At 73.6% G+C, this 25,397-nt stretch carries 25 protein-coding genes; 5 read left to right on the forward strand and 20 right to left on the reverse strand.

Going from position 1 to position 25,397, the window contains the following annotated elements:
- Positions 1 to 33: 33 nt before the first annotated feature.
- Positions 34 to 420, reverse strand: coding sequence for a DoxX family protein (locus AMK29_RS09610; RefSeq protein WP_073810431.1), 387 nt, complete (start codon positions 418 to 420; stop codon positions 34 to 36).
- 62 nt (positions 421 to 482) lie between these two features.
- Positions 483 to 953 (reverse strand): carboxymuconolactone decarboxylase family protein, encoded by a 471-nt coding sequence (locus tag AMK29_RS09615; protein ID WP_073810433.1) that lies wholly within the window; start codon positions 951 to 953, stop codon positions 483 to 485.
- A 160-nt stretch (positions 954 to 1,113) separates the two neighbouring features.
- Between AMK29_RS09615 and AMK29_RS09620 the strand changes: the two genes are divergently transcribed.
- A complete protein-coding gene (locus tag AMK29_RS09620) occupies positions 1,114 to 1,677 on the forward strand; it encodes a GNAT family N-acetyltransferase (RefSeq protein WP_073810435.1) in 564 nt (187 codons plus the stop codon).
- A gap of 54 nt (positions 1,678 to 1,731) precedes the next feature.
- Positions 1,732 to 2,397 carry a class I SAM-dependent methyltransferase gene (locus AMK29_RS09625; RefSeq protein WP_073810437.1) on the forward strand — a complete coding sequence of 222 codons (666 nt, stop codon included), beginning with the start codon at positions 1,732 to 1,734 and terminating at the stop codon, positions 2,395 to 2,397.
- Positions 2,398 to 2,410: 13 nt separating this feature from the next.
- Here the strand turns inward: AMK29_RS09625 and AMK29_RS09630 are convergent, their stop codons facing one another.
- The 3 genes from AMK29_RS09630 to AMK29_RS09640 form a co-directional block, all read right to left on the reverse strand.
- Positions 2,411 to 2,917, reverse strand: a complete 507-nt coding sequence (locus tag AMK29_RS09630; protein ID WP_073810439.1) for a DinB family protein — start codon at positions 2,915 to 2,917, stop codon at positions 2,411 to 2,413.
- Between the two features lie 42 nt (positions 2,918 to 2,959).
- The gene (locus AMK29_RS09635) at positions 2,960 to 3,724 is read right to left on the reverse strand and encodes a class I SAM-dependent methyltransferase (RefSeq protein ID WP_073810441.1); all 765 of its coding nucleotides are present in this window, start codon (positions 3,722 to 3,724) and stop codon (positions 2,960 to 2,962) included.
- A 342-nt stretch (positions 3,725 to 4,066) separates the two neighbouring features.
- Positions 4,067 to 5,032 (reverse strand): alpha/beta fold hydrolase, encoded by a 966-nt coding sequence (locus tag AMK29_RS09640; protein WP_073810443.1) that lies wholly within the window; start codon positions 5,030 to 5,032, stop codon positions 4,067 to 4,069.
- A 503-nt stretch (positions 5,033 to 5,535) separates the two neighbouring features.
- On the opposite strand from AMK29_RS09640, the gene AMK29_RS09645 reads away from it, so the two are divergent.
- On the forward strand, positions 5,536 to 6,303 hold the full coding sequence (locus tag AMK29_RS09645; protein ID WP_073810445.1) for a hypothetical protein: 768 nt from the start codon (positions 5,536 to 5,538) through the stop codon (positions 6,301 to 6,303).
- Between the two features lie 40 nt (positions 6,304 to 6,343).
- On the opposite strand, the gene AMK29_RS09650 is transcribed toward AMK29_RS09645, so the two are convergent.
- Entirely contained in the window at positions 6,344 to 7,033 is a 690-nt protein-coding gene (locus tag AMK29_RS09650) for a metal-dependent transcriptional regulator (RefSeq protein WP_073810447.1), read from the reverse strand.
- A 184-nt stretch (positions 7,034 to 7,217) separates the two neighbouring features.
- Between AMK29_RS09650 and AMK29_RS09655 the strand changes: the two genes are divergently transcribed.
- Complete coding sequence (locus AMK29_RS09655; RefSeq protein WP_073810449.1) at positions 7,218 to 7,985, forward strand: SIS domain-containing protein; 768 nt, start codon at positions 7,218 to 7,220, stop codon at positions 7,983 to 7,985.
- A gap of 105 nt (positions 7,986 to 8,090) precedes the next feature.
- On the opposite strand, the gene AMK29_RS09660 is transcribed toward AMK29_RS09655, so the two are convergent.
- Complete coding sequence (locus tag AMK29_RS09660) at positions 8,091 to 9,425, reverse strand: PAS domain-containing protein (protein WP_073810451.1); 1,335 nt, start codon at positions 9,423 to 9,425, stop codon at positions 8,091 to 8,093.
- Between the two features lie 105 nt (positions 9,426 to 9,530).
- Positions 9,531 to 10,169: a pyridoxamine 5'-phosphate oxidase gene (gene pdxH / locus AMK29_RS09665; protein ID WP_241845247.1), complete on the reverse strand. Its 639-nt coding sequence runs from the start codon at positions 10,167 to 10,169 to the stop codon at positions 9,531 to 9,533.
- A gap of 311 nt (positions 10,170 to 10,480) precedes the next feature.
- Between pdxH and AMK29_RS09670 the strand changes: the two genes are divergently transcribed.
- A complete protein-coding gene (locus AMK29_RS09670; protein ID WP_073810452.1) occupies positions 10,481 to 11,581 on the forward strand; it encodes a citrate synthase 2 in 1,101 nt (366 codons plus the stop codon).
- On the opposite strand, the gene AMK29_RS09675 is transcribed toward AMK29_RS09670, so the two are convergent.
- The 12 genes from AMK29_RS09675 to AMK29_RS09730 form a co-directional block, all read right to left on the reverse strand.
- Positions 11,560 to 12,693 (reverse strand): isopenicillin N synthase family dioxygenase, encoded by a 1,134-nt coding sequence (locus AMK29_RS09675; RefSeq protein ID WP_241845213.1) that lies wholly within the window; start codon positions 12,691 to 12,693, stop codon positions 11,560 to 11,562. The genes AMK29_RS09670 and AMK29_RS09675 overlap by 22 nt on opposite strands.
- A gap of 408 nt (positions 12,694 to 13,101) precedes the next feature.
- Positions 13,102 to 13,680, reverse strand: a complete 579-nt coding sequence (locus AMK29_RS09680) for a TetR/AcrR family transcriptional regulator (RefSeq protein ID WP_073810454.1) — start codon at positions 13,678 to 13,680, stop codon at positions 13,102 to 13,104.
- A complete protein-coding gene (locus AMK29_RS09685; RefSeq protein ID WP_073810456.1) occupies positions 13,668 to 14,390 on the reverse strand; it encodes an enoyl-CoA hydratase family protein in 723 nt (240 codons plus the stop codon). The genes AMK29_RS09680 and AMK29_RS09685 overlap by 13 nt, the downstream gene beginning before the upstream one ends.
- Complete coding sequence (locus tag AMK29_RS09690) at positions 14,387 to 15,973, reverse strand: AMP-binding protein (protein WP_073810458.1); 1,587 nt, start codon at positions 15,971 to 15,973, stop codon at positions 14,387 to 14,389. The genes AMK29_RS09685 and AMK29_RS09690 overlap by 4 nt, the downstream gene beginning before the upstream one ends.
- Before the next feature lie 252 nt (positions 15,974 to 16,225).
- A complete protein-coding gene (locus tag AMK29_RS37890) occupies positions 16,226 to 17,038 on the reverse strand; it encodes an excalibur calcium-binding domain-containing protein (protein WP_443334056.1) in 813 nt (270 codons plus the stop codon).
- A 187-nt stretch (positions 17,039 to 17,225) separates the two neighbouring features.
- On the reverse strand, positions 17,226 to 18,359 hold the full coding sequence (locus AMK29_RS09700) for an acyl-CoA dehydrogenase family protein (RefSeq protein ID WP_073810460.1): 1,134 nt from the start codon (positions 18,357 to 18,359) through the stop codon (positions 17,226 to 17,228).
- Positions 18,356 to 20,257 carry an ATP-binding protein gene (locus tag AMK29_RS09705; protein WP_443334057.1) on the reverse strand — a complete coding sequence of 634 codons (1,902 nt, stop codon included), beginning with the start codon at positions 20,255 to 20,257 and terminating at the stop codon, positions 18,356 to 18,358. The genes AMK29_RS09700 and AMK29_RS09705 overlap by 4 nt, the downstream gene beginning before the upstream one ends.
- Before the next feature lie 20 nt (positions 20,258 to 20,277).
- Complete coding sequence (locus AMK29_RS09710; RefSeq protein WP_073810462.1) at positions 20,278 to 21,879, reverse strand: acyl-CoA carboxylase subunit beta; 1,602 nt, start codon at positions 21,877 to 21,879, stop codon at positions 20,278 to 20,280.
- A 34-nt stretch (positions 21,880 to 21,913) separates the two neighbouring features.
- Entirely contained in the window at positions 21,914 to 23,659 is a 1,746-nt protein-coding gene (locus AMK29_RS09715) for an acyclic terpene utilization AtuA family protein (protein WP_073810464.1), read from the reverse strand.
- Positions 23,659 to 24,504: a TIGR03084 family metal-binding protein gene (locus AMK29_RS09720; RefSeq protein ID WP_073810466.1), complete on the reverse strand. Its 846-nt coding sequence runs from the start codon at positions 24,502 to 24,504 to the stop codon at positions 23,659 to 23,661. Before AMK29_RS09720 ends, AMK29_RS09715 begins: the two co-directional genes overlap by 1 nt.
- Before the next feature lie 215 nt (positions 24,505 to 24,719).
- On the reverse strand, positions 24,720 to 24,902 hold the full coding sequence (locus AMK29_RS09725; RefSeq protein ID WP_073810468.1) for a DUF1272 domain-containing protein: 183 nt from the start codon (positions 24,900 to 24,902) through the stop codon (positions 24,720 to 24,722).
- A gap of 106 nt (positions 24,903 to 25,008) precedes the next feature.
- Positions 25,009 to 25,386, reverse strand: a complete 378-nt coding sequence (locus AMK29_RS09730; RefSeq protein WP_073810470.1) for a VOC family protein — start codon at positions 25,384 to 25,386, stop codon at positions 25,009 to 25,011.
- Between the last annotated feature and the right edge of the window lie 11 nt (positions 25,387 to 25,397).

A 25,397-nucleotide genomic window follows, 5' to 3' on the forward strand; every position in this document is an offset into this window, starting at 1 on the left:
GGCGGTGCGCACGCGCGTGCGTACCGCCGCGCCTCAGCCGGTGAAGGACTCGGGGCCGAAGCGGCCCCACACCACGAAGGCGATCAGGACGATGTAGACGACGTCCACCCCCACGAGGTTGAGCTCGTTCCGCCGGATCCGGGTGATCGCCGCCCCCACCATGATGAGCAGCAGCCCGAGCGCGGCCACCGGCACCAGGCCCGGTGCGATGTCGAGCACGGCGGGCAGGACCAGGCCCATGGCGGCGAGGACCTCCAGGGCGCCGATGGCCTTGACGGACCCGGCGCCGAAGTCCTCGACCCACTGCCCGCTGGGCCCGGCGGCGGCGATCCTCGCCTTCGGCGTGACCACCTTGTAGCCGCCCCCGGCCAGGAAGGCGAGGGCGAGCAGTCCGGTGACGATCCACAGCGCGACGTTCATGGGACGTTCCTTTCGGGGAGGGGTGGTCGAGGCGGTGGCACGGGGTGGGGAGGCGGCCGCCGTCAGCCGAACTGGCCGGGCTGGTAGTCGCCGCCGGGCATCTGGATCATGGTGTTGCCCCGGTTGAAGGCGTTGATGACGGCGATCGCGGCCACGAGGGCGGCGAGCTGCTCGTCGTCGTAGTGCTTGGCGGCGTTCGCCCAGGCCTCGTCCGTGACCCGGCCGCCGTCGGCGAGGCGGGTGCCCTGCTCGGTCAGTTCGAGGGCCGCCCGCTCGGCGTCGGTGAAGACGGTGGCCTCGCGCCAGGCCGCGACCATGTGCAGGCGCTGCTGGCTCTCACCCGCGGCGGCGGCGTCCTTGGTGTGCATGTCGAGGCAGAAGCCGCAGCCGTTGATCTGGCTCGCGCGGATCTTCACGAGCTCCTGGGTCGCGGCGGGCAGCGACGAGGTCTCGAGGGCCTTGCCGGCCGCGATGATGTGCTTCCAGACCTTGCCGGCGATCCGGCTGTCGAACATGTTCAGGCGAGCGCTCATGGCGTGTTCCTCCGTCGTGGTCGGTGACACACACAGGACGGAACGGGGTCGGCGCGATGTGACACGGACGGATGTGACGTGCGTCTCGCGGTCCGTGGGGCCGGCTCCGCCTGCCGAATTCCCTTGCTCCGCCCGGCCGCTGCGTACGATCCTCGGCCGCATGACGCATCCTCCCGCCCTGCCGCAGCCCGTGCTCACCCTTGACGACGGCCTGACGCTGCGCGCGTTCGACGCCGAGGCGGACCTGCCGGAGTTCTTCCAGGTGATCGAGGAGTCCCTCGATCACCTGCGCCCGTGGATGCCGTGGGTCGCCGAGCACGGTCTCGACAGCACCACGCGCTTCCTGGCCGGCCGCGCCGAGCGGTGGGCGAGCGGGGAGGAGTACAGCTACGCGATCGTCCTCGACGGCGCCCTCGTGGGCTCGTGCGGGGTGATCCGGTACGCGGACGCTCCGGCGGGCACCCGCGAGGTCGGCTACTGGCTGCACCCCGCCGCCACCGGCCGTGGCGTCGCCACCCGGGCGGCCCGTGCCATGGTGGAGCAGGCCTTCCGGCTGCCCGGGGTCGACCGCGTCGAGATCCACCACGATCCGGCGAACGTCACCAGCGGCGCCGTCCCCGCCCGCCTCGGCTTCACCCGGGGCAACCGCCACCCCTCCGAGGCCGTCGCCCCGGCGGAGACGGGGGAGATGCAGGTCTGGTACCTGCTGGCGCCGGGGTCGTAGCCGCGGCGGAGAACGGCTAGGCGCGGGGAGGGACGGCGAACTACTGTCGCGGGCATGGTCGATCACGATGCCGACGCCCTCCGCGCCACCCGCGAGGGCTACGACGCCGCTGCCTCCACGTACGCCGACCTGTTCCGCGACACGCTGCGGGACAGGCCGCTGGACCGCGCGATCCTGGGCGCCTTCGCCGAGGCCGTACGGGCGGGTGGGGGCGGCCGGGTCGCGGACCTGGGGTGCGGGCCCGGGCACGTCACGGCGCATCTGGCCGGGCTGGGCCTCGACGCGTTCGGCGTGGACGCGTCTCCCGCGATGATCGCGCTGGCTCGCGAGGCCCATCCGGAGCTGCGGTTCGACGTGGGATCGATGGCCGCGTCGGACCTCGCCGACGGCGAGCTGGACGGCGTCCTCTCCCGCTGGTCCGTCATCCACACCCCGCCGAGCGGACTCCCGGCGATCCTGGCGGAGTTCCACCGCGTCCTCGCGCCGGGCGGGCATCTGCTCATCGCCTTCTCGGCCACGGACGGTCCGTCCCGGCCGACGCAGAGCTTCGATCACAGTGTCGCCACGGCCTACCGCTGGTCGCCCGACCATCTGGCCGCCCTGCTGCGCGAGTCCGGCCTGGCCGAGGTCGCCCGACTGGTCCGTGAGCCGGAACCCACCGACCGACGCCAGTTCCAGGAGGTCCACCTGCTCGCGCGCAAGGCGCCGGACGGGGCCTGAGGGTCCGCCGGGCCTAGTCGCCGGTCGTGCCGTCGAGCATCTCGCGCAGGATGTCCAGGTGGCCGTTGTGCCGGGCGGTCTCCTCGGTGAGGTGGAGGAGGATCCACCTCAGGTCGACGTGGAGTCCCCCGCGGACGGCCCGCTGGGCCGTGGTGTCCAGGTCGGTCTTGGCGACCAGTTCGCGGTAGCGGGCGCTCTGTTCGGCGTATTCGTCGAGCAGCTGGGTGAGCGGGAAGTCGACGGCGATACGCATCTCGCGGTCGGGGTCCTCCTCGGTCCAGGGGCCCTGGTCGTCCTCGCCGAGGAAGACCACCTGGAACCAGTAGTACTCGACCCAGCGGAGGTGGTTGACCAGGCCGCTCATGGTCATCAGCGGGGATCCCGGCAGGAGCGCCCTGCGGGCGTTCTCCGCGGAGACCCCGGCGCACTTGGCGCGGACGGTGTCGCGTGTGTAGTCGAGGAACGTGGTGAGCTGGGTGCGCTCGTCCCACGCGGGCGGTGTGTCGTCGATTCTGGTCATCGCGCGAAGCGTCCCCGATCACCGCGTGGGGTGTCGAGGCATTTACCGGGGGGCCGGGTCCGCCTCGACGACGAAGAACAGGAAGCAGGGCTTGGTCGAGAGGTCGCGGAAGCCGTCGGGGAACAGCTCCGCGGCGGCCGGGTCGGGCTGCGGCTCGCTGAGGGTGGACAGCCGGAAGCCGGCGGTGGAGAAGGCGTCGAGCATCGCGTGGAGCGGCTTGCGCCAGAACGTCATCGGGGCGGACAGGCCGCCGAAGGTCCAGTCGAAGCTGTAGCTGTTGGTGGCGAAGTAGTCGGGCCGGGGGTTCTGGATCCCGTAGGCCACGAAGGGGTGGTCCACCGACGCGATCAGCCGCCCGCCGGGCCTGAGCACGCGCCGCAGCTCGGCCAGGGCCGGGCCCCAGTCCTCCAGGTAGTGCAGCACGAGGGACGCGACCACGTCGTCGAACGTGCCGTCGGGGAAGGGCATGGGGTCGTTCAGGTCGGCCACGCGCAGGTCGACGCCGTCCCCGAGCCGCCGCCTGGCCAGCGCGAGCATGCCGGCGCTGGCGTCGATTCCGGTGACCACCGCGCCGCGCTCGCGCAGTGCGGCGGACAGCGGGCCCGAGCCGCAGCCGGCGTCCAGGATCCGGCGGCCGGTCACGTCTCCGGCGAGGGCCACCATGGCGGGCCGCGCGTAGTACGCGTTGATGAGGTTGTTCTCGGTGTCCGCCGCGTACGCCTCGGCGAAGCTGTCGTAGTCGTTCGCTCGGGCCGCGCGATCAGCGGGCTGGGCAGGGCTCTCCGTCACGTCGGTCACACGTTCCATGGCCACAGCCTAGGACGTGCCACGGTGCACGCAGGGGGCGCCCATACCCCCTGCTTCCAGAGGGCGTTGACGGGTCGGGGAGGCGTCATGCGGGCGCCTGCGGTCGCGCTCCGGCCCCACGGCGGTCCCGAAGCAGGGGCCGAGGCGCCTGGTCTGGCGTGGATGAAGCACTCGGCTCCCGCTCCTCCTCACCTCCGGGCAGTTCGGGCACTTTCGAGTCGGTTTGCCGGGGGGGCGTCCCGCCATGTCGTCGGTGCCCGAGTCGAGGGTGAGCGCGTACGCCCCCGCGATCGCGGCGCAGCCGGCAAGAGCCGCGAGGGCGGTGCGCTCCACGGTGGACGTCTACGGCGTGAGGACGCCGTTCAGGAAGGGCTCGACGGCTTCCGCCCAGGCCTCCGGGTGCTCGTAGTGGAGGAGATGGCCCGCGTCGGGGATCTCCGCGTACGCGCCGTGGGGCAGCACCCGCACCATCTCCTGCGCCTCGGCGCGGCCCAGTTCGCCGTCCAGGCCCCGGACGACGAGGGTCGGGCAGCGGACCTGGGCGAGGGAGTCCCAGTGGGCGTCGTGCACCCAGGTCGCACGGGACGTCAGCATCTGCGCCGGGTCGAACACGGGCCGCCATCCGTCGGACTGAGCGGTCATCACCTCGGCGAAGAAGGCGCCCCTGGCCGGGTTGGGGCGCTCCACCCAGGCGTCCTCCTCGCCGAACCAGCGACGGACGGCGTCGAGCGACGGGAAGGGGGCGGGCCAGCTGCGGAACCAGTCCTGCCAGGCGCGCTGGGAGGCGGCGCCGAGGGCGGAGGCCCGCATGTCGCAGATGACGAGGGCCCGGACCAGGTCGGGGCGGTCGGCGGCGAGCTGCCAGGCCGTGAGGGCGCCCATGGAGTGGCCGACGAGGGTGACGGGGCCGAGGCCCAGCTGCTCGACGGCGGCCGCGGCGTCGGCGACGTACGCCTCGCGGGTGAAGGGACCCGCGGCGGGCTTGTCGCTGGCGCCGTGCCCGCGCTGGTCGAGGGCGACGACGCGATGGCCGCCGGTGAGCCGGCGGACGGCGGGGGCCCAGTGTCCGGCATGGCCCATCAGGCCGTGCAGGAGTAAGACGCCGGGGCCGGCGGCCTGTCCGGCCGTCCGCGACGCGGGGCCGGGACCCGCGATCTGCCCGGGCGGCCGCGGAACGAGGCCGGGGGGCGTGCCCGGGGTCGCCTGGCGGGCGATCCTCGGGGTGATGGTCGGCCCGGTTCCGGGCGTGAAGTCCCAGGCCGCCAGCCGTACTCCGTCGGCCCCGGTGACGTCGAGTCGTCGCGCCATCCCTGGCACCCCCTCTTGCTTCCCGTCGAACCACGCCAGACTATCGAACTCGCATTCGAAAATGCGCTCCTGCCACGTAACACCCCTCGTTCGAGTGACAGGGCTCAAGGATTGACACCCGCAGCCGAGGGGAGATCTTCAACGGGAGGCGGACCGCTCGGGGAAATCGGTCCGACGGGGACGACCTTGAGAGCTCGGGGCTCCAGGTCGGAACCGGGGAGGACAGGCCCCGGCGCCTCAGGGCGCCGGGGCCCTCTGTCGTCCGGCCCCCTGCGCGTACCGGGACGAGCGGCATCCGGCGTACGGCACCCGTCCGTCGCATGGCCCCACCCCTCCCGGAAATCGCACCGCTCTTCCCAGCGTGGCACGGCGAGGGCGCGCGCGTGGCCATTCCGGCGTAAACGGGGCGCACGGCGGGCCGTTCGGGCCTTCCGGACGGTGGCGATACGGATTCGTGACCGCGCCTCGCGCAACCGGAGCGGGCCTTCACCCGTCCACCGTTCGTGATCTCATCCCAGGTGCTCGTCAAGGGCAACGACGCCGCGACCCTCCACCCCGACCGCCTGAGCATCAGTCAGGAAGCCGGGCGGGTACGCAAGGAGATACCGCTCGTCGCGGTCCGCAGGGCGGGCCGGGACGGCGAGACCGGCATCAGGGTCCACCTGACGGACGGGGAGATCCACTGGATCGCGGGCGGCAACGCGACCGCCACCGAGGCGTTCCTGGACGCCCTCACCGCCGCCCTGCCCGAGGAACGGGACCCGGCAGGCAGCGCGCTCGTCACCGTCGTGGAGAAGGCGCCCTTCACGGCCTGGCCGTGGTGGACCGGAGGCATCGCGGTCCTGCTCGCCTACGTCGGCTACGTCACCTGGGTGGGCGGCAACCACGGCGTCGGCCACGCCGTCCTCACCTCCGTGGCGCTGTTCGGCGCGGTCTGCGGCCTGCTCGGAGCCCTCGGCGCCGTGAGCAGCTTCCTCGACGGAAGGACGCTCGCCCGGCGCGGCATCACCGTCGTCGCCACCCGGGGCCGCTACCCGAACGGCAAGCCGCACGGCTACGTCACGTACACGGACTCCAGCGGCAACGAGTACATGAACCAGACCACCGGGTCCTCACCCACCGTCCACGTCGTCTACGACCCCGAGAGGCCGGCCACCAGCCGCGTCCGGCAGACGTTCACCTGGATGACGGTCAAGCACGCCCTCGGCCTGGCGACAGCCCTCGGCTTCCTCTGGCTCGGCGTGCTGGGGGTCGCCGCCCCCTTCCGCTGACGGGAAGGGGACGGCGGCCCTCGGTGCGCCGACGCGCGGGTCAGCGCTTCGCGACGAACACGTGCGCCGCGACCTCCGCGTCCAGCTCCGCGGCCTCGCCGCTGCTGCCGACCAGGACACCGCCCGGGGACTCCGTCACCGACACCACGGAGCCGGGCTGCACGCCCGCGCGCCGCAGCGTGTACATCAGCTGGGCGTCCGTCTGGATCGGCTCGCCGATCCGGCGCACGACCACCGTCTTGCCGCCGCTCGCGTCGAGCTCCGCCAGCGACACCATCGAGTCGTCGAGGAAGGCCTCCGCCTCCGCCTTCTCGCCGAGCTCCTCGAGGCCCGGGATCGGGTTCCCGTACGGCGACTCCGTCGGGTGACGCAGCAGCTCCAGGACCCTCCGCTCCACGGCCTCGCTCATCACGTGCTCCCAGCGGCAGGCCTCCGCGTGCACCTGCTCCCACTCCAGGCCGATCACGTCGACGAGCAGGCACTCCGCCAGGCGGTGCTTGCGCATGACGCGGGTGGCGAGCCGGCGTCCCTCGTCGGTGAGCTCCAGGTGCCGGTCGCTGGCGACGGCCACCAGGCCGTCGCGCTCCATCCGGGCCACCGTCTGGCTCACGGTCGGACCGCTCTGGTCGAGCCGCTCGGCGATCCGGGCACGCATGGGGACCACACCTTCCTCCTCAAGCTCGAGGATGGTGCGGAGATACATCTCCGTTGTGTCGATCAGTCCGGACATACGTGCCCCTCGATGAGTCGTGCGCTGGCCCTCCACCAATTCTGACGCATCGGACGGACAACCGGGCCGCACCGACCGAAGGGCGGTATTGACAGAGCAATGGTCCAGACCGCACCGTGATCGGCGACCAGAGCACGACCAGGTGCACGACCACGACACGACGGCGACAGAAGGAGCTTCTGTGATGGGCGACAGCGCGGGCGAGAGCAAGCTGGCCGGACAGTTCCTCGACGCCGCGATCGGCCTGCTCCAGCAGGTCCGCGACGGCGACTCCGCCGAGATCGCCGCGGCCGGCGCCGCCGTCGCCGAGGCCGTCGCGAACGGCAACCGGCTCTTCGCGTTCGGCGCGGGCCACTCCTCCCTCGCCGCCCAGGACGTCGTCTACCGGGCCGGCGGCTTCGCCCTCATGAACCTGCTCGCCGTCCCCGGCGTCGTCGGCGTCGACGTCATGCCGGCGACGCTCGGTTCCGCCCTCGAACGCGTCGACGGCCTCGCCGGAGCGGTCCTCGACTCCTCCCCCGCCAAGGCCGGCGACGTCCTGATCATCGTCTCCCTCTCCGGACGCAACGCGCTGCCCGTCGAGATGGCCATGAACGCCCGCGCCCTCGGCCTCACCGTCATCGGCGTCACGTCCGTGGCGTACGCGACCGAGACGAAGTCCCGGCACGTCTCCGGCACCTATCTCAAGGACCACTGCGACATCGTCCTCGACTCCCGGATCGCCGTCGGGGACGCCGAGCTCACCCACGAGGGCATCGAGGCCCCGTTCGCGCCCGCCTCGACCGTCGTCACCAGCGCCCTCATGCAGGCCACGATGGCCGCCGCCGCCGAGGAGCTCGTCCGGCGCGGCGTCGAGCCGCCGCTGCTGCGCTCCGGGAACGTCGACGGAGGGCACGAGTGGAACGGCCGCGTGATGACGGAGTACGGCGACCGGATCTTCTACCGGCACTGACCGTCACCCCGCAGGGCCGGCCGCCCCAGACCGTCACCCCGCAGGGCCGACCGCCACTGACCGGGCCCCGCAGGGCCGGTCGCGGCGGGAGCCGTCCGGCAGGCCCTACGGGGCCTCCGGCCGGCCCCCCAGGTCCAGCGCCGCCGCCACCCTCGTCGCCACCGCCTCCGCGAACACCACGTCCTCCCGCTCGAAGGGCGCCCGGCACGCGGCCCGCAGGAAGGTGAGGACGCCGAGGGTGCGGCCACGGGACCGCAGCACCACGCACACCGCGTGCGCCGCGTCGCCCGGCCACTGATGGGCCTCCGCCCACACCTCGGCGGTACGGCCCGCGCTCGCCCGTACCGTGCCCACCCGGTCCCAGGCCTGGAGCGCCGGGTGCCGGGGCCCGTACCGCAGCGGGATGCCGCCGCCCACGACCGGCGAGGCGGGGCCGGGAGCGCCCGCCGGAGTGGCCAGGGCCCGGGTCAGGCGCCGCTCGCCCGCGATGCGGTCGACCAGGGCGTGGTCGGCGAAACCCGCCAGGGCGAAGTCCAGCAGGATCGCCGCCGCCTCCGCCGGGTCCTCGCACTCGGCCGCCGCCGCGCCCGCCCGGTGCAGCTGACTCCAGCGGAACCGCAGCCGGTCCGCCTCCCGCGCCGCGAGCCGCTCCTCCGTCACGTCCTGGAACAGCCAGGCCACCCCCAGCGGAACCGGTTCCTCCGCCATCGGTGACGACAGCCGCACGAAGCCGCTGCGCCAGCACCGGCGCCGCTCCCCCGAGGCCGTCCTCAGCGTCACCCACACCTCCGCGGGCGCGGACGGGCTGCCCTCCGCGAGCACGTGCTGGAGCGCGGCCTCCAGTTCCTCCGCGCCCTGGACGACGACGTCACCGAGCGGGCGCCCGAGCAGGGCCGTACGGGCGGTCCCGAAGGCACGGGCCGCGTGGCCGTTGACCATGGCGGGGCGCAGGTCGGCGTCGACCAGGACGACCCCCCAGGAGGCGTCGTCGAAGAGGGCCTCGCTGAGGGCGACCGACCGCTCCAGGTCCAATTGGACGTGGACCTCGCTGAACGCGCAGTACACCCCCGCCGGCCCGCCGTCCGCCGCGCGCACCCCGGCGGACTGGCTCCGTACGAGCACCCGGCCGCCGTCCTTGCGGAGCAGCGCCAGCTCGTGGACCTGCCGGCCGGGGCCGTGCATGGCGCCCATCACGCGGCGCAGCGTCTCCTCCGCGTCGGCGCTGCGCGCGGCCCACCCCTCGAAGCCGCGCCGCCCGACCGCCTCCTCCGCGGACCAGCCGAGGATCCGTTCGGCCTCGCGGTTCCAGTGCGTGATCGTCCCGTCGGCGTCCAGGGCGCAGAGCGCCGCGTCCATCCCGTCGAGCAGCGCGGCCAGCAGATCGGCCCCCGCCCCGGAGACGGAAGCGGTCTCGCTCGCGGACCCCGTGAAAGCACTCATCCCGGCACCCCCCATGCTGCGGCCATTCAACTGGAACGTGACGCAGAGCACATCACCTTCACGGAAAATGTTGCACCGCGGAAACGAGGACGAGCCGGCTCCGGCTCAGGGCGCCAGGCGCTCCACCCGCCAGGTCTCGCCGCCCTCTCCGCCCTCGCGGACGTAGCGGAGGCGGTCGTGGAGGCGGTTCTCGTGGCCCTGCCAGAACTCGACCGCGTCCGGCACGACCCGGATGCCGCCCCACTCCGGCGGGACCGGGACCTGGGCGCCCTCCGGGTAGCGGGCGGCCAGTTCCTCGTAGCGGGCGAGGAGTTCGGCGCGGGAGGCGATCACCGAGGACTGGCGGCTCGCCCAGGCGCCGAGCTGCGAGCCGTGCGGGCGCGTACGGAAGTAGGCGACCGTCTCGTCGCGGCCGACGCGCTCGGCGCGGCCCGTGACGACGACCTGGCGGGCCAGCGGGTGCCAGGGGAAGAGCAGCGAGGCGTACGGGTTGGCCGTCAGCTCCGCGCCCTTGCGGGAGTCGTAGTTGGTGAAGAAGACGAAGCCGGCCCGGTCGTAGTGCTTCAGGAGCACCGTCCGGGAGGACGGCCGGCCGTCGGGCGTGGCCGTGGAGACGACCATCGCGTTCGGCTCGTGGATGGCCGGGCTCGTGGCGGTCTCCTTGAACCAGCGGGAGAACTGCGCGATCGGCTCGGGCGCCAGATCGGCCACCGAGAGCTCGGTGGTGCGGTACTGCTCGCGCATGTCGGCGGGATCCAGGCCCTCGTTCACAGGATCGGTCACGGGGCCATCCTGCCGCAGCGGCCCAGTCTGCCCGGCACCGCGTGCCGTCAATCCTTACTCGCCGGATCGGCGCAGTGTGCCGGATGTCACGCTTCCCCGCATCATCGGAACCGTACAGACTCTTGGGCTGGACGACTGTTGAGTCCCACCATCGCAACACCCCCGCAACACCGGCGCATCACCACCCGCGCAGCAGCATCGAATCCACCACCGACCACGTCCCACCGTCGACCGCAACCCGGTTGATCGATCATCGATAGAGGAGCCGCCAGATGTCCGACTTCGTACCCGGGCTCGAGGGAGTCGTCGCGTTCGAGACGGAGATCGCCGAACCCGACAAGGAGGGCGGCGCCCTCCGCTACCGCGGCGTCGACATCGAGGACCTCGTCGGCCAGGTCTCGTTCGGCAACGTCTGGGGCCTGCTCGTCGACGGCGCCTTCAACCCCGGCCTGCCCGCCGCCGAGCCCTTCCCCATCCCGGTGCACTCCGGCGACATCCGCGTCGACGTCCAGTCCGCGCTCGCCATGCTCGCGCCCGTGTGGGGCCTCAAACCGCTCCTCGACATCTCCGCCGAGCAGGCCCGCGAGGACCTCGCCCGCGCGGCCGTGATGGCCCTCTCGTACGTCGCCCAGTCCGCCCGCGGCCAGGGCCTCCCGATGGTCCCGCAGAGCGAGATCGACAAGGCCCAGTCCGTCGTCGAGCGCTTCATGATCCGCTGGCGCGGCGAGCCCGACCCGAAGCACGTCAAGGCCGTCGACGCCTACTGGACGTCCGCCGCCGAGCACGGCATGAACGCGTCCACGTTCACCGCGCGCGTCATCGCCTCCACCGGCGCCGACGTGGCCGCCGCGCTCTCGGGCGCCGTCGGCGCCATGTCGGGCCCCCTGCACGGCGGCGCGCCCTCCCGCGTCCTCGGCATGATCGAGGAGATCGAGCGGACCGGCGACGCCACCGCGTACGTCAGGCAGGCCCTCGACAAGGGCGAGCGCCTCATGGGCTTCGGCCACCGCGTCTACCGCGCCGAGGACCCCCGCGCGCGCGTGCTGCGCCGCACCGCCCGCGAGCTCGCCGCGCCGCGGTTCGAGGTGGCGGAGGCCCTGGAGAAGGCCGCCCTCGAAGAGCTGCACAACCGGCGCCCCGACCGTGTCCTCGCGACGAACGTCGAGTTCTGGGCGGCCATCGTCCTGGACTTCGCGGAGGTCCCGGCGCACATGTTCACCTCGATGTTCACCTGCGCCCGTACGGCCGGCTGGTCGGCGCACATCCTGGAGCAGAAGCGCACCGGCCGCCTGGTCCGCCCGTCGGCCCGCTACACGGGCCCCGGCCAGCGGGACCCGCGCGAGATCGAGGGCTACGCCGACATCACCGGCTGACCGTCGGACCGTGCCTCGGGGCGTGCCTGCGGGTGCGCCTCGGGGTGCAGTTCGGGGTGCAGCAGGAGCTCCGCGTGATGGCGTGCCGCGACCAGCGGATGGGCGCGGAGCTTTCCCTTCAGGGCGTTGCGCCCGTACTCGGCGAACAGCGGGTTCGCCGGGTCGGCCGTGACGCCCGGTGCCGTCCGCGCGTGCGGGAACTCCAGCGGCGCGATCCTGGCGTCCAGCCGCGGGTTGTAGAAGAACGGCACGGAGAACCGTTCCGTCGCCCCGGGCGGGGACACGACCCGGTGGTTCGTCGCCAGCAGGTAGCCGTTCGTGGCCACCTCCAGGAGCTCTCCGAGGTTCACGACGAACGCGCCCGGCAGCGGCGGCACGTCGTGGAACCTCCCGTCCTCCCGCTGCACCTGGAGCCCGCCCACCTGGTCCTGGAGCAGCAGGGTGAGGAAGCCGTAGTCCTTGTGCGCGCCGACGCCCTGGTCGTCGCCCTCGCCGCTGCTGCCCGGGTAGCGCACCAGCTTCAGCTGCGGGTGGGCGTGCGGGCCGAAGATGTCGTCGTAGAAGTCCGCGGGCGCGCCGATCGAGGCGAGCAGTTCGTGCAGCAGGCGCTCGGCGACGCCGCTGAGCCGCTCGATCCAGTGCAGGGCGGCCGTCCGCAGCTCGGGGAGGGCGGCGGGCCACTGGTTGGGGCCTTCGAGCCACCAGTACGGGGCTTCCCAGGGCGCGGGGACGCGCGCGGGGTGCTCGGCGCCGATGTCGAGCTGGTCGCGCCAGTCGCGGGCACCGCCCGTGCGCTCGTCGCCGGTGCGGGTGTAGCCGCGGAAGTGCGGCGAGTTGATGTTGTCGAGGGCGAGCCGGTCGGCCTCGGGCAGCGCGAAGAAGGCGTGCATCGCGGAGGTGAGGGCCCGGGTCTCGGCCTCGGTCACACCGTGCCCGACGAGCTGGAAGAACCCGACGTCGTGGGCGGCCGAGTGGAGCTGCGCGTGCAGCAGCCGGCGGGCCTGGGGGCCCCGGTCGGCGGCCGAGAGGTCGACGATGGGCAGCTGGGAGGAGTACGAGCCGGCGGTGGTCGTGCCGGTGCGGCTCGGGGTGGAGAAGCTGGTGCTTGCCATGGATGCGTCCGCGGGGTCTACGGGTGCCCGGGGCGGCCGCCAGGGGTGGGGCGGGGGCCACGGGTGCCGGTCGGCTGGGGCTCTGACGGGGGACCCTGGGGCGGGCGGGGTGGGCCCGGGAGGGTCAGGCGGAGCGGCGACAGCTCATGCTCGTGACGCGGACGAAGTCCACGTGGCGACGGCGTACGAGCGTAGGCATGCGACCAGGGTACTGCGACGGACGCGGGACGACTGTGACCCGGGCCACACCCTGGCCGGGTCCATGCGGTGGAGGGCCCGCGCGCCGCGTCCCACGGGCTCCGGGCCTGGCCGGACGGAGCGCCGCGGCCCGCGCACCGCGCCGGCGCGGTGCGGGTCGTGACCGGAAAGGAGCGCCGTCCGCCCGCGCGGGACCCTCCGGACGGCCTCTTACGCCAGCGCCTCGTCCAGGAGCCGGGCCCACTGGGCCACCACCCGTTCCCGGCGGGGCCGGTCGTCCGAGAGGAGGGTGGCGAGGCCCAGGCCGCGGGCCATGTCCAGGAGGCCCTGGACGGTCTCGCGGACGCCGGGGCGGGTTTCGTCGGCGCCGAGGACCTCGACCGCGATGCGGTGGGACTCCCGGCCGACGCGGGCCTCCAGGTCGGCGACCCGGTCGCGGAGCTGGTCCTCGTTGGCGGCGGCCACCCACAGGTGGAGCGCGGCCCGGAAGAGGGGTCCGGTGTACAGGTCGACGAGGGCGGCGACGGCCTCGTGCCGGTCGCGGGAGGGGAGGGCCCGCAGCGCCTGGGAGCGTTCCTCGGCGACGTACTCGACGGCTGCCGTGAACAGGTCCTCGCGGGTCGGGAAGTGGTGCTGGGCGGCGCCCCGTGAGACGCCGGCCCGTTCCGCGACGACGGCGACCGTGGAACCCGCCCAGCCGTGCTCGGCCAGGCAGGCCACGGCCGCCTCCAGGAGCCGCTGCCGGGTGGCGCGGCTCCTGTCCTGCTTGGGTGCGGTCACAGCCGCCATGCGGGGTCCCGTCGTTCGAGGAAGGCCGTCATCCCCTCGCGCGCCTCGGCGGAGGCGAAGAGCGTGGCCGACCTCTGCACCAGGTCCTCCGCGTCGCGTTCGAAGGTCTCCAGGACTCTAGCGGTGACCAGGCGCTTCGCCTCTCGCAGGCCCTGCGGGGAGGCGGCGCGCAGGGCGTCGAGGATGCCGTCGAGTTCTCCGTCGGGGGCCGTGACCAGGCCCATGGCGACGGCCTCGGGGACGCCGAACCGCTCGCCCGTCAGGTAGTGGCGGGCCGCCGCGCGCGGTTCGAGCTTCGGGAGGAGGGTGAGGGAGATGACGGCGGGGGCGACCCCGATCCGTACCTCGGTGAGGGCGAAGTCCGCCGCCTCCCCCGCCACCACGATGTCGCAGGCGCCGAGCAGGCCGAGACCGCCGGCCCGTACGTGTCCCGTGACGTGCCCGACGACGGGTTTCGGCAGCTCGACGACCTGCCGGAGCAGGTCGACGAAGGTGTACGGGCTCGGGGGCGCCTTCAGGTCGGCGCCCGCGCTGAAGGTGCCGCCGGTGTGGGTGAGGACGACGGCCCGGACCGTCGGGTCCTTGCCGCAGACGGTGAGGGCGTCGGCGAGTTCGGCGACGAGCGGCGCGGAGAGCGCGTTGCGGGTGGCCGGGGAGTCCAGGGCGAGCGTGGTGACGCCCCGCTCCTCGGTGATGGCGACCAGGGTCATGTGCGGTCCCTCAGTTCCCTTCGGAGGATCTTCCCGGACGCTGCCCGGGGGACGCCGTCGATGAACTCGACGGCGCGGATCTTCTTGTACGGGGCGACCCGGGCGGCGACGTGGGCCATGACGTCCTCGGCGGTGAGGCCGGGCGCGGCCGGCTGGCGTACGACGAAGGCCTTGGGTATCTCGGTGCCGTCCGCGTCGGTGACGCCGATGACGGCGGCGTCGGCGACGCCCTCGTGGGTGAGGAGCAGCGCTTCGAGTTCGGCGGGGGCGACCTGGAACCCCTTGTACTTGATGAGTTCCTTGACGCGGTCGACGACGAACAGCCAGCCGTCGGCGTCGACCCGGCCGATGTCGCCGGTGTGCACCCAGCCGTCGGCGTCGATCATGGCGGCGGTGGCGTCGGGGCGGCCCAGGTACCCCTTCATGACCTGCGGCCCCCGGATGGCGACCTCGCCCTCCTCGCCGGGGGCGGCGTCCTTCGACGGGTCGTCGAGGGACAGGATGCGCATCTCGGTGGAGGGCAGCAGTTTGCCGACGGTGCCGGGCGGCGGGTTCTCGGCGTCGAGCGGGACGACGTGGGTGCCCGGGGACAGCTCCGTCATGCCGTACGCCTGGAGGACGGGCGGCAGTCCGAGCCGCGCCGAACAGGCTTCGGCGAGGGCCGCGTCGAGCGGGGCGGCGGCGCTGACGACGTACCGCAGCGAGGACAGGTCGTACTCGGCGACGGCCGGGTGCTTGGCGAGGGCGAGCACGATCGGCGGGGCGACGTACAGGCCGTTGATGCGGTGCTTCTGGATGGCGCCGAGGAAGGTGTCGAGCTCGAAGCGGGGCAGGACGACGACGGTGGCGCCCTGACGGAGGGGCGCGTTCATGAGAGCGGTGAGCCCGTAGATGTGAAAGAAGGGCAGAATCGCAAGAATGCGGTCACCGGGTCCCATCGGGATGACCGGCTCCAGCTGGGCCAGGTTGGTGGCGATGGAGGTGTGCGTGAGCATCACGCCCTTGGGGACGCCGGTGGTGCCGGAGGAGTACGGGAGCGCGGCGACGTCCTCGTCGGGGTCGACGTCGATCTCGGGCACGGGTCCGGTGGAGCCGAGGAAGGCCTGCAGCGAGCGCACGCCCTCCCCGTCGGGTCCCTCCGGGGCCTGGTCGCAGACGAAGATCTCCTCGATGCCGCCGGCCAGTGCGGCCGCCGCGCGGGCGGCGGCGAGCAGCGGGGACACCGTCACGATCCAGCGCGCGGAGGAGTCCCGGAGCTGCTTCGCGAACTCCTCGGGCGTGGCGAGCGGGTGCACGGTCGTGACGGCGGCGCCCGCGCGCGTGGCGGCGTAGAAGGCGAGGGGGAACAGCACGGTGTTGGGGCTGTGCAGGGCGAGGACGTCCCCCTTCCGCACCCCGGCCTCCGCGAGCCCGGCGGCCACCCGCCGATGGAGGGCGTCGACCTGCCCGTAGGTGAGGGTGAGGTCCCCGGTGCCGTCGATCAGGGCGGGTGTGTCGCCGCGCTCGGCGGCGCGGCCGAGCACCACGTCGTGGATGGGGAGGGAGACGGTGGACACGTTCTCGTACTCACTGCGGAACACCATGCGTTGCCCCCTGAGCGGTGGAAGGTGGTCGCAAGGATCGCGTGTGCCGGTACGGCTTGGGGAGACCTTGTCAGCACTCCATCGAAACAATCAAGCACGCCTGCATGATTTGTCGTTGCCGGGAGGCACCTCGGCGGGCGCCGACCCGGGGGGCGCGACAGCACCCCCGCCGTCGACGACGAGGACTGACCCCACGACACCGGGCCCCGCTCCCCCGACCGGGGAACGGGGCCCGAAGAGGTCGCCCGACCGTCAGCCCTCGCAGGCGACGCCGTCGCCGTCCCGGTCGAGCCGGCGGCTGTACCCCGGGTCGCCCGCGTGGATGGGGGCGGCTCCGGCGGCCCGGACGGCCGCGCAGTTGGCGTAGGAGACACTGCCGCCGCCGGAGGTGTCGTCCTCGGCCTCCTGGGTGGGCTCCGGCGCCCGGGTGCGCGTCGGCTCGGGGGCCGGGGTCGGCGTGCGGGTGGTGGGCTCGGGCTTCGGGGTCGGCTTGCGCAGGACCTCGTTCGGCGACTTCGGGCAGGGGACGCCCGGCTCCGTCAGGTACACCACCGGCACCGTGGTCGCGATCGGCGCGCCGGCGTCCGGCCGCTGGAAGCAGACCGTCCAGGTCCCGTGGTCGGACGGCAGGTCGACGTCCTTGTAGGCGCCGTAGGCCCGGCCCAGGTGGGCCGTGAGGAGCGGCTCGGCGTCCGCGTAACTCCCCCCGACGAGCAGAGGCATCGCCGCGACCGTCGCGGACGGCGTCGGCGTGGGCGTCGGCGTCGGGGTGGGCGTGGGCGTCCGCGTCGCGGCGGCCGTCACCGCCGGCTTCGGGGCGGGCTTCGCGTCGTCCTTCGTCTCCTCCGAGGAGGGGACGAGGAACGACAGCAGGAACCAGAGCCCGGACAGGACGGTCGCCACGATCTTCTGCGGCTGCTTCCAGAGGCTCGTCCAGACGAGGGCTATGCCTGCCGGAGGGAAGAGCACCAGCAGGACGATGATCAGGGCGGGGTGCTGCCACCAGCGCCGGACGGGCGCGGGGGCGTACGGGTACGGGGGCGGTGGCGGCGGCAGCGGATGCACGGGCGTCTCTCCTGGGGAGCGTGAACTGCGCGTGTGCGAAGTGACGAGATCGTACACACGATGTTCACAACTGAAGCCCGACTTCGCGGATATCGAGACGCGACCGGTGAGCGGCTGGGCCAGTACGACTGCGGGGGTCGGTACGACTGCGGGACCGTACGACCGCCGGATCAGTACGACTGCGGGGTCAGTACGACTTGGGCAGCCCCAGGGTGTGCGTCGACACGTAGTTGAGGATCATCTCCCGGCTGACCGGGGCGATCCTCGCCACCCGGGACGCCGTGATCAGGCGGGCCAGGCCGAACTCGCGGGTCAGGCCGTTGCCGCCGAGGGTGTGGACGGCCTGGTCGACGGCCTTCACGCAGGCCTCACCCGCCGCGTACTTCGCCATGTTCGCCGCCTCGCCCGCCCCGACGTCGTCGCCCGCGTCGTACAGCCGCGCCGCCTTCGCCATCATCAGGCGCGCCAGTTCCAGCTCGATGTGCGCCTGGGCCAGCGGGTGCGCGATGGCCTGGTGGGTGCCGATCGGGGCCTTCCAGACCTGGCGTTCCTTCGCGTACGTCACGGCCCGCGCGAGCGCGTACCGGCCCATGCCGATGGCGAACGCCGCCGTCATGATCCGCTCCGGGTTGAGCCCCGCGAAGAGCTGGAGCAGGCCCGCGTCCTCGTCGCCGACGAGCGCGTCGGCCGGCAGGTGCACGTCGTCGATGGTCAGCTCGAACTGCTTCTCGTGCGCGTCGAGTTCCATCTCGATGTGCCGCCGCCGGAAGCCGGGCGCGTCGCGCGGCACGATGAACAGGCACGGCTTGAGCGTGCCCGTGCGGGCGTCCGACGTCCGGCCCACGATCAGCGTCGCGTCGGCGATGTCCACGCCCGACACGAACACCTTCCGGCCGTTGAGGACCCAGCCCTCCTCGGTGCGGGTCGCCGTGGTCGTGATGCGGTGCGAGTTGGAGCCCGCGTCCGGCTCGGTGATGCCGAACGCCATGGTCCGCGTCCCGTCCGCGAGGCCCGGCAGCCAGGCCCGCTTCTGCTCCTCCGTCCCGAAGCGGGCGATGACGGTGCCGCAGATCGCGGGCGACACCACCATCATGAGCAGCGGCGCCCCGGCGGCCCCCGCCTCCTCCAGGACGACCGACAGCTCGGCCATGCCGCCGCCCCCGCCGCCGTACTCCTCGGGCAGGTTCACGCCCAGGTAGCCGAGCTTGCCCGCCTCCGCCCACAGGGCCGCCCGGTCGAAGCCGGGACCGTGGCGGCGGCCGAGCGCGGAGACCGCGGCGCGGAGCGCGGTGAGTTCTTCGCTTTCGATCATGGAGCTCATACGGTCTGGTCCTCCTGTGCTTCGGTCGGGACGTCGGTCCGTACGGATGACTGGACGACGGCGAGCAGCGCACCGACCTCGACCTGGCGGCCGGGGACGGCGTGGAGCGCGGTGAGCGTGCCGGAGGCGGGAGCGGTGACGCGGTGCTCCATCTTCATCGCCTCCAGCCAGAGCAGCGGCTGCCCCGCGGCGACCTGGTCGCCGACGGCGAGCCCGTCCGCGACCCGGACGACGGTGCCGGGCATGGGGGCCAGCAGCGAGCCTGGTTCCTGGGGGACGGTGGGGTCGGGGAAGCGGGGGCGGACGGTGAGGCGGTGGGCGCCCGCGTGGACGGTGTCGCCGTACCGGGCGACCTCGACGTCCCGGACGACTCCGCCGACGTCGAGGCGTACGCGGTCGGGCGCGGCGCTCACCACCCGTACCCCCGCCGGCGCCGTGACCTCGAAGCCGCCGCCCCGCGTCGGCCGGTAGCGGACCTCGTGCTCCCCGTACGTCCTGACCTGGTCCTGCGAGCGGAGGTTGCGCCAGCCGCCGCCGAACCTGCCGGTGTTCCCGGCGGCGTCCGCGAGCGCGGCGGCGACGGCGGCGTGCGCCTCGCCGTCCGCGGGGCCCGTCAGGGCGTCCAGGTTCCGCCCGTAGAAACCGGTGTCGAGCCGGTCCGCGTCCAGGAACTCGGGGTGCCGCAGCGAGGCGACCAGCAGGTCCCGGTTGGTGACCGGCCCGTGGACGACCGTCCGTTCGAGGACGCGGGCGAGCTTGCGGGCCGCTTCGGCGCGGGTCGGGGCGTGGACGACGACCTTGGCGAGCATCGGGTCGTAGTGGACACCGATCGTGTCCCCGGAGGCGTACCCGGTGTCGACCCGTGTCCGTCCCTCGCGGGGGACGTCGAAGCGGTGCAGGTCGCCCGTCTGCGGGGCCCAGTCCCGCGCCGGGTCCTCCGCGTAGAGCCGGGCCTCGATCGCGTGGCCGCGCGGGGCCGGCGGTCCGGGGGGCAGTGCACGGCCCTCGGCGACGGCGATCTGGAGGGCGACGAGGTCGACCCCGTACACCTCCTCGGTCACCGGGTGCTCGACCTGGAGGCGGGTGTTCATCTCCAGGAAGTGCGCCCGGCCGTCCGCGACGAGGAACTCGACGGTGCCCGCGCCGACGTAGCCGACGGCCTTCGCCGCCCTGACGGCCGCGTCCAGGACGGAGGCTTCGAGCGCGGCGGGCAGGCCGGGCGCCGGGCACTCCTCGATCACCTTCTGGTGGCGGCGCTGGAGGGAGCAGTCGCGGGTGCCGAGCGCCCAGACGCCGCCGTGCGTGTCCGCGAGGACCTGCACCTCGACGTGCCGGCCGTTCTCCACGTACGGCTCGACGAACACCTCGCCGTCCCCGAACGCGCTCTCCGCCTCGGCCGAAGCCGCCTTCAACGCGCCGTCCAGGTCGCCGAGTTCGCGGACCACCCGCATGCCCCGGCCGCCGCCGCCCGCCGCCGCCTTCACCAGGACGGGCAGGTCCGCCTCGGTGACGTCGGCGAGCGGGGCGATCCCCAGGAGTTCCTTCGCCCGGGTCTTCGAGGCCATCGCCTCGATCGCCTCCGGCGGCGGGCCGATCCACACCAGGCCCGCGTCGATCACGGCCCGCGCGAAGCCGGCGTTCTCGGAGAGGAAGCCGTAGCCGGGATGGACGGCGTCCGCGCCCGCCGCGAGCGCCGCCCGCACCACCAGGTCCACCCGGAGGTACGTCTCCGAGGGCGCCGCCCCCGGCAGCCGCACCGCCGCGTCGGCCTCCCGGACGTGCAGGGCGTCGGCGTCCGCGTCCGAATACACGGCGACGGTGGAGATGCCGAGGTCACGGCAGGTGCGGAAGACCCGGCAGGCGATCTCGCCCCGGTTGGCGACTAGGACGGTGGACATCACCGAGGTCATCTGGGGCCTCACATTCGGAAGACGCCGAAGCCGCCGCGCGCGCCCTCGACCGGTGCCGTGTGGATCGCGGAAAGGCACAGCCCGAGAACCGTGCGGGTGTCGCGGGGGTCGATGACCCCGTCGTCGTAGAGCCGTCCGGAGAGGAACATCGGCAGGGACTCCGACTCGATCTGCGCCTCGACGAGGGCCCGCAGCCCGGCGTCGGCCTCGTCGTCGTACGGCTGCCCCTTGGCGGCGGCGCTCGCCCTCGCCACGATCGACAGGACCCCGGCGAGCTGCTGCGGGCCCATGACGGCGGACTTGGCGCTCGGCCAGGCGAACAGGAAACGCGGGTCGTAGGCCCGGCCGCACATGCCGTAGTGCCCGGCGCCGTAGCTCGCGCCCATGAGGACGGACAGGTGGGGGACGCGCGAGTTCGACACCGCGTTGATCATCATGGCGCCGTGCTTGATGATGCCGCCCTGCTCGTACTCCCTGCCCACCATGTAGCCGGTGGTGTTGTGCAGGAAGACCAGCGGGACGTCCCGCTGGTTGGCCAGCTGGATGAACTGCGCCGCCTTCTGCGACTCGGGCCCGAAGAGGACGCCCTGCGCGTTGGCGAGGACGCCGACGGGATAGCCGTGCAGGCTCGCCCATCCCGTCACCAGACTCGGCCCGTACAGCGGCTTGAACTCGTCGAAGTCGGAGCCGTCGACGATCCGGGCGATCACCTCGCGCGGGTCGAACGGCGTCCTGAGGTCGCCCGGGACGATCCCGAGGAGTTCGTCCTCGTCGTACGCCGGGGGCGGGGCGAGGTCCGTCGGATCGGGTTGCGCCTTGCGGTGGTTGAGGCGGGCGACGATCCGGCGGGCCTGCCGGATCGCGTCGGTCTCGTCGACGGCGTAGTGGTCGGCCAGCCCCGACGTCCGGGCGTGCATCTCGGCACCCCCGAGGGACTCGTCGTCGCTCTCCTCCCCCGTCGCCATCTTCACCAGCGGCGGACCGCCCAGGAACACCTTCGAGCGCTCCTTGATCATCACGGCGTGGTCGGACATGCCGGGGACGTACGCGCCTCCGGCCGTGGAGTTCCCGAAGACGACCGCGACCGTGGGGATACCGGCGGCGGAGAGACGCGTGAGGTCGCGGAAGAGCGCCCCGCCGGGGATGAAGATCTCCTTCTGCGAGGGGAGGTCGGCCCCGCCGGACTCCACCAGCGAGATGACCGGCAGCCGGTTCGCGAACGCGATCTCGTTGGCCCGCAGGGCCTTCTTCAGCGTCCACGGGTTCGACGCCCCGCCGCGCACGGTCGGGTCGTTGGCCGTGATCAGGCACTCGACGCCCTCGACGACCCCGATCCCCGTCACCAGGGAGGCGCCCACCGTGTAGTCGCTGCCCCAGGCGGCGAGCGGCGACAGCTCCAGGAACGGGCTGTCGGGGTCGAGGAGCAGCTCGATCCGCTCCCGGGCGAGCAGCTTGCCGCGCGCCCGGTGCCGCTCCGTGTACTTCTCGCCGCCGCCCGCGAGGGCCTTGGCGTGCTCGGCGTCGAGCGCGGCCAGCTTGTCGAGCATGGCCTCGCGGTTGCTCCGGTACGCGGTTCCGCCGGTGTCGAGGGCGGAGGCGAGGACGGTCACGGGAGTTCCTCCCGGGCGGCTTTCGGGGCGACGGTCACAGGAGTTCCTCCGGTACGTCGAGTTCGCGGGAGCGGAGCCACTCGCCCAGGGCCTTGGCCTGGGGATCGAAGCGGGCCTGGGAGGCGACGCCCTCGCCGAGGATGCCCGCGACGGTGAAGTTGAGCGCGCGCAGGCGCGGAAGGACGTGCCGGGTGACGGCCAGGCCGGCCGTCTCGGGCAGGAGTTCGCGGACCTTGTCGACGGTGAGGGCGTGCGCCAGCCAGCGCCACTCCTCGTCCGTACGCACCCAGACGCCGATGTTGGCGTCGCCCCCCTTGTCCCCGCTGCGGGCCCCGGCGAGCCGCCCGAGGGGCACCCGCCGGACGGGCCCTTCGGGGAGCGGGTCGGGGAGTTCCGGGGTGGGGGGTTCCGGCGTGGATACGGGCGCGGGGAGTCCCGGCGCGGGGAGTCCCGGTACGGGGACGGGGAGTCCGGGCGCGGGCTCCGGCGTGTGCGCCGGTACGGGGACGGGGACGCGGGTGCCGTCCGGGAGGACCGCCGTGTGCGGGACCTCGGAGGCCGGGACGTACGCCGTCTCGAAGACGCCGTAGGGGGCGCCCCTGCCGGGTGGGGCGGTGACGTGGAAGCCGGGGTAGCTGGCCAGGGCCAGTTCGATCGCCGCGCCGGTGAGCGCGCGCCCGACGGCCTCGGGGCCGGGGTCCCGGACGACGAGCCGGAGCAGCGCGCTCGCGGTCTCCTCGGTCGACGCGTCGGGCCGGTCGGTGCGGGCCAGCTCCCAGCGAACCTCGCGGGGACGCGCCGTGGCCAGCGCGTCCTCGATCTGGTCGCGGACCAGCTGGGCCTTGGCCTCGATGTCGAGACCGGTGAGGACGAACACCACCTCGTTGCGGAAGCCGCCGAGCCTGCTGAGCCCCACCTTGAGCGTCGGGGGCGGCGCCTCGCCCCGTACGCCGTCGATCCGGACCCGGTCGGGGCCCACCTGGGTGAGCCGGGCCGTGTCGAGCCGGGCGGTCACGTCGGGACCGGGGTAGCGGGCGCCGGCCGTCTCGTACAGGAGCTGCGCCGTGACCGTACCGACGTCGACGAGGCCGCCGGTGCCGGGGTGTTTGGTGATGACGGCGCTGCCGTCGGCGTGGAGCTCGGCGACCGGGAAGCCGGGGCGGCGGAAGACCGCCGGGTCGTGGTCGCGGAAGAAGGCGTAGTTGCCGCCGGTGGCCTGGGTGCCGCACTCCAGGACGTGCCCGGCGACGACCGCGCCCGCCAGCCTGTCGTACTCCTCCGGGCCCCAGCCGAAGTGCCACTGTGCGGGCCCGGTGACGAGGGCGGCGTCGGTGACCCGGCCGGTGACGACGACGTCGGCCCCGGCGGCGAGGCAGGCGGCGATACCGGCGCCGCCGAGGTAGGCGTTGGCGGCGAGGACGCCGTCCACGGCGGGCAGCCGGTCGCCCTCGACGTGCGCGATCCGGGTCGGCAGGCCGAGCTTCGCGGCGAGGCCGCGCAGGGCGTCGGCGAGCCCGGCGGGGTTGAGTCCGCCGGCGTTGGCCACGACCCGGACCCCGCGCTCGTGGGCGAGGCCGAGGCCCTCCTCCATCTGGCGCAGGAAGGTCTTCGCGTACCCGGCGGCGGGGTCCTTCAGCTGGTCGCGGCCGAGGATGAGCATGGTCAGCTCGGCGAGGTAGTCGCCGGTGAGGACGTCGAGCTCGCCGCCGGTGAGCATCTCGCGGACGGCGTCGAACCGGTCGCCGTAGAACCCGGAGGCGTTGCCGATACGGAGGACCACTAGGCCCCCTCGGAGTCGCGGGGCCCGGTGGTCGGGGCCTGATCGGCCGGGGTGGGGCCCGCGCCCGTGGGGGCCCGGCCCGGGCCCGCCGGGCCGGCGAAGGCCTGGGCGAGGGTGAGCCACCGCTCGGCGTCGGGGCCGTCGGCCACGAGGGCGGTGTCGTCGCGGTGGACGCGCTGGGTGACGAGCAGGCAGAAGTCGAGGGCCGGTCCCGTGACCCGCTGGGCGGCGTCCTCGGGGCCGTACGCCCACAGCGTCCCGTCGGGGGCGCGGAGTTCGACCCGGAAGGGTTCGGCGGGCGCGGGGAGGCCCCGGACCAGGAAGGCGTAGTCGCGGGCGCGGTGGCCGATCCAGGCGACGTGCCGGAGGCGGGCGGTGGGCGCGCGGACGACCCCGAGGGCGTCGGCGACGTCCTGGCCGTGCGCCCAGGTCTCCATCAGCCGGGCGGTGGCCATGGCGGAGGGGCTCATCGGCGGCCCGTACCAGGGGAAACGCACACCGGGGGGCACCGCGCGCAGGGCCTCCTGGAGCCGCTCCCGGCCCTCGCGCCAGCGGGCGAGCAGCTCGGCCGGCGGCAGTTTCGCGCCCTCCTCGGCGCCTTCGTCGACGAAACGGTCGGGCGCGGCGAGCGCCTTACGGGTCTCGACGGCGAAGGCATCGGCGTCGGTGGCGGCGAGGAGCGCGGCGCGGTCGGTCCAGGCGAGGTGCGCGATCTGATGGGCGAGGGTCCAGCCGGGCGCGGGGGTGGGCGCGTCCCACTGCTCCGGGCTCAGTTCTCGCACCAGCGCGTCGAGCGCGTCGCTCTCGTCACGCAGGTCGTCGAGCACGACGACGGGGTCGGACACGGTGCGCTCCCCTCGGGGGACGGGCGTTCACGGTCACGGGCCTTCGCCGAGGAGCATGGCAGCGACGAAAGAAACAATCAAGCGTGCTTGCTTTAGTTTCACCGACACGCGTGGCTTCGAGTCCGCACACGGACTGGGGCCGCCGGCCCGCCTCGTTTCGTCAGGGGGCCGATCCGGCTCGCGACACGCGCCCGGAGCACGAGGCGCCAGGAGTGCTAGGCGACGACACGGCGCGGCCGGGGCACCAGTTCGCCGCCGCAGTTGGGGCACACGTCCCTCATGGCGTCGGCGCAGGGGACGCAGAAGGTGCATTCGTACGAACAGATCCGCGCGGGCCCGTCGGCCGCCAGGGCCGCCGTCTCGCAGCGCTCGCAGCGGTCTCGCATCTCCAGAGCCATGGTCGGCTCCTCTCCCTCGTCACGACGGTTGAACAGACACCCCCATCGTCCGCACCCGCCCCAGCGCGCTCCACGCCCCCGGCGGCCAAGGATCGACGGAATCGGGTCAGTGCCTGACCAGGCAGAACGGGTGGCCCGCCGGGTCCGCGTACACGCGCCAGCCCCTCGTGCCGCCCCCCTCGTCCAGGACGGTCGCGCCCCGCGCGAGGACCTGCTCCTGGGCCGCGTCCAGGTCCGCGACGCCGAAGTCGAGGTGGAACTGCTGGGGGCGCTCCGGGCCCGGCCAGGTCGGCGGGCGGTGATCGGTGACGCCCTGGAAGCAGAGGACGAGCCCGCCGGGCGTGTGCAGGGTGGACCAGGCCTCGTCGAGGGACCAGCGGCGGTCCGGCCGGTCGACCTCCCCGCCGAGCACCGAGGCGTAGAACCCGGCGAGTTCGCGGGGCGCGGGGCAGTCGAGCACGACGCACTGCAGTTCAGCGATCATGCGCCGGATCC

Source organism: Streptomyces sp. CB02261 (assembly GCF_001905665.1).
In the GTDB taxonomy this organism is placed as follows: domain Bacteria; phylum Actinomycetota; class Actinomycetes; order Streptomycetales; family Streptomycetaceae; genus Streptomyces.

Bases quoted from the DNA above. Each gene is read 5' to 3' on its own strand.
- AMK29_RS09690 (WP_073810458.1), bottom strand. From the start codon at position 15,973: ATGGTGTTCCGCAGTGAGTACGAGAACGTGTCCACCGTCTCCCTCCCC.
- AMK29_RS09610 (WP_073810431.1), bottom strand. From the start codon at position 420: ATGAACGTCGCGCTGTGGATCGTCACCGGACTGCTCGCCCTCGCCTTC.
- AMK29_RS09620 (WP_073810435.1), top strand. From the start codon at position 1,114: ATGACGCATCCTCCCGCCCTGCCGCAGCCCGTGCTCACCCTTGACGAC.
- AMK29_RS09630 (WP_073810439.1), bottom strand. From the start codon at position 2,917: ATGACCAGAATCGACGACACACCGCCCGCGTGGGACGAGCGCACCCAG.
- AMK29_RS09685 (WP_073810456.1), bottom strand. From the start codon at position 14,390: ATGACCCTGGTCGCCATCACCGAGGAGCGGGGCGTCACCACGCTCGCC.
- pdxH (WP_241845247.1), bottom strand. From the start codon at position 10,169: ATGCGCGAGCAGTACCGCACCACCGAGCTCTCGGTGGCCGATCTGGCG.
- AMK29_RS09660 (WP_073810451.1), bottom strand. From the start codon at position 9,425: ATGAGTGCTTTCACGGGGTCCGCGAGCGAGACCGCTTCCGTCTCCGGG.
- AMK29_RS09675 (WP_241845213.1), bottom strand. From the start codon at position 12,693: ATGGCAAGCACCAGCTTCTCCACCCCGAGCCGCACCGGCACGACCACC.
- AMK29_RS09650 (WP_073810447.1), bottom strand. From the start codon at position 7,033: ATGTCCGGACTGATCGACACAACGGAGATGTATCTCCGCACCATCCTC.
- AMK29_RS09700 (WP_073810460.1), bottom strand. From the start codon at position 18,359: ATGAGCTCCATGATCGAAAGCGAAGAACTCACCGCGCTCCGCGCCGCG.
- AMK29_RS09655 (WP_073810449.1), top strand. From the start codon at position 7,218: ATGGGCGACAGCGCGGGCGAGAGCAAGCTGGCCGGACAGTTCCTCGAC.
- AMK29_RS09705 (WP_443334057.1), bottom strand. From the start codon at position 20,257: ATGTCCACCGTCCTAGTCGCCAACCGGGGCGAGATCGCCTGCCGGGTC.
- AMK29_RS09615 (WP_073810433.1), bottom strand. From the start codon at position 953: ATGAGCGCTCGCCTGAACATGTTCGACAGCCGGATCGCCGGCAAGGTC.
- AMK29_RS09730 (WP_073810470.1), bottom strand. From the start codon at position 25,386: ATGATCGCTGAACTGCAGTGCGTCGTGCTCGACTGCCCCGCGCCCCGC.
- AMK29_RS09635 (WP_073810441.1), bottom strand. From the start codon at position 3,724: ATGGAACGTGTGACCGACGTGACGGAGAGCCCTGCCCAGCCCGCTGAT.
- AMK29_RS09670 (WP_073810452.1), top strand. From the start codon at position 10,481: ATGTCCGACTTCGTACCCGGGCTCGAGGGAGTCGTCGCGTTCGAGACG.
- AMK29_RS09625 (WP_073810437.1), top strand. From the start codon at position 1,732: ATGGTCGATCACGATGCCGACGCCCTCCGCGCCACCCGCGAGGGCTAC.
- AMK29_RS09640 (WP_073810443.1), bottom strand. From the start codon at position 5,032: ATGGCGCGACGACTCGACGTCACCGGGGCCGACGGAGTACGGCTGGCG.
- AMK29_RS09680 (WP_073810454.1), bottom strand. From the start codon at position 13,680: ATGGCGGCTGTGACCGCACCCAAGCAGGACAGGAGCCGCGCCACCCGG.
- AMK29_RS09725 (WP_073810468.1), bottom strand. From the start codon at position 24,902: ATGGCTCTGGAGATGCGAGACCGCTGCGAGCGCTGCGAGACGGCGGCC.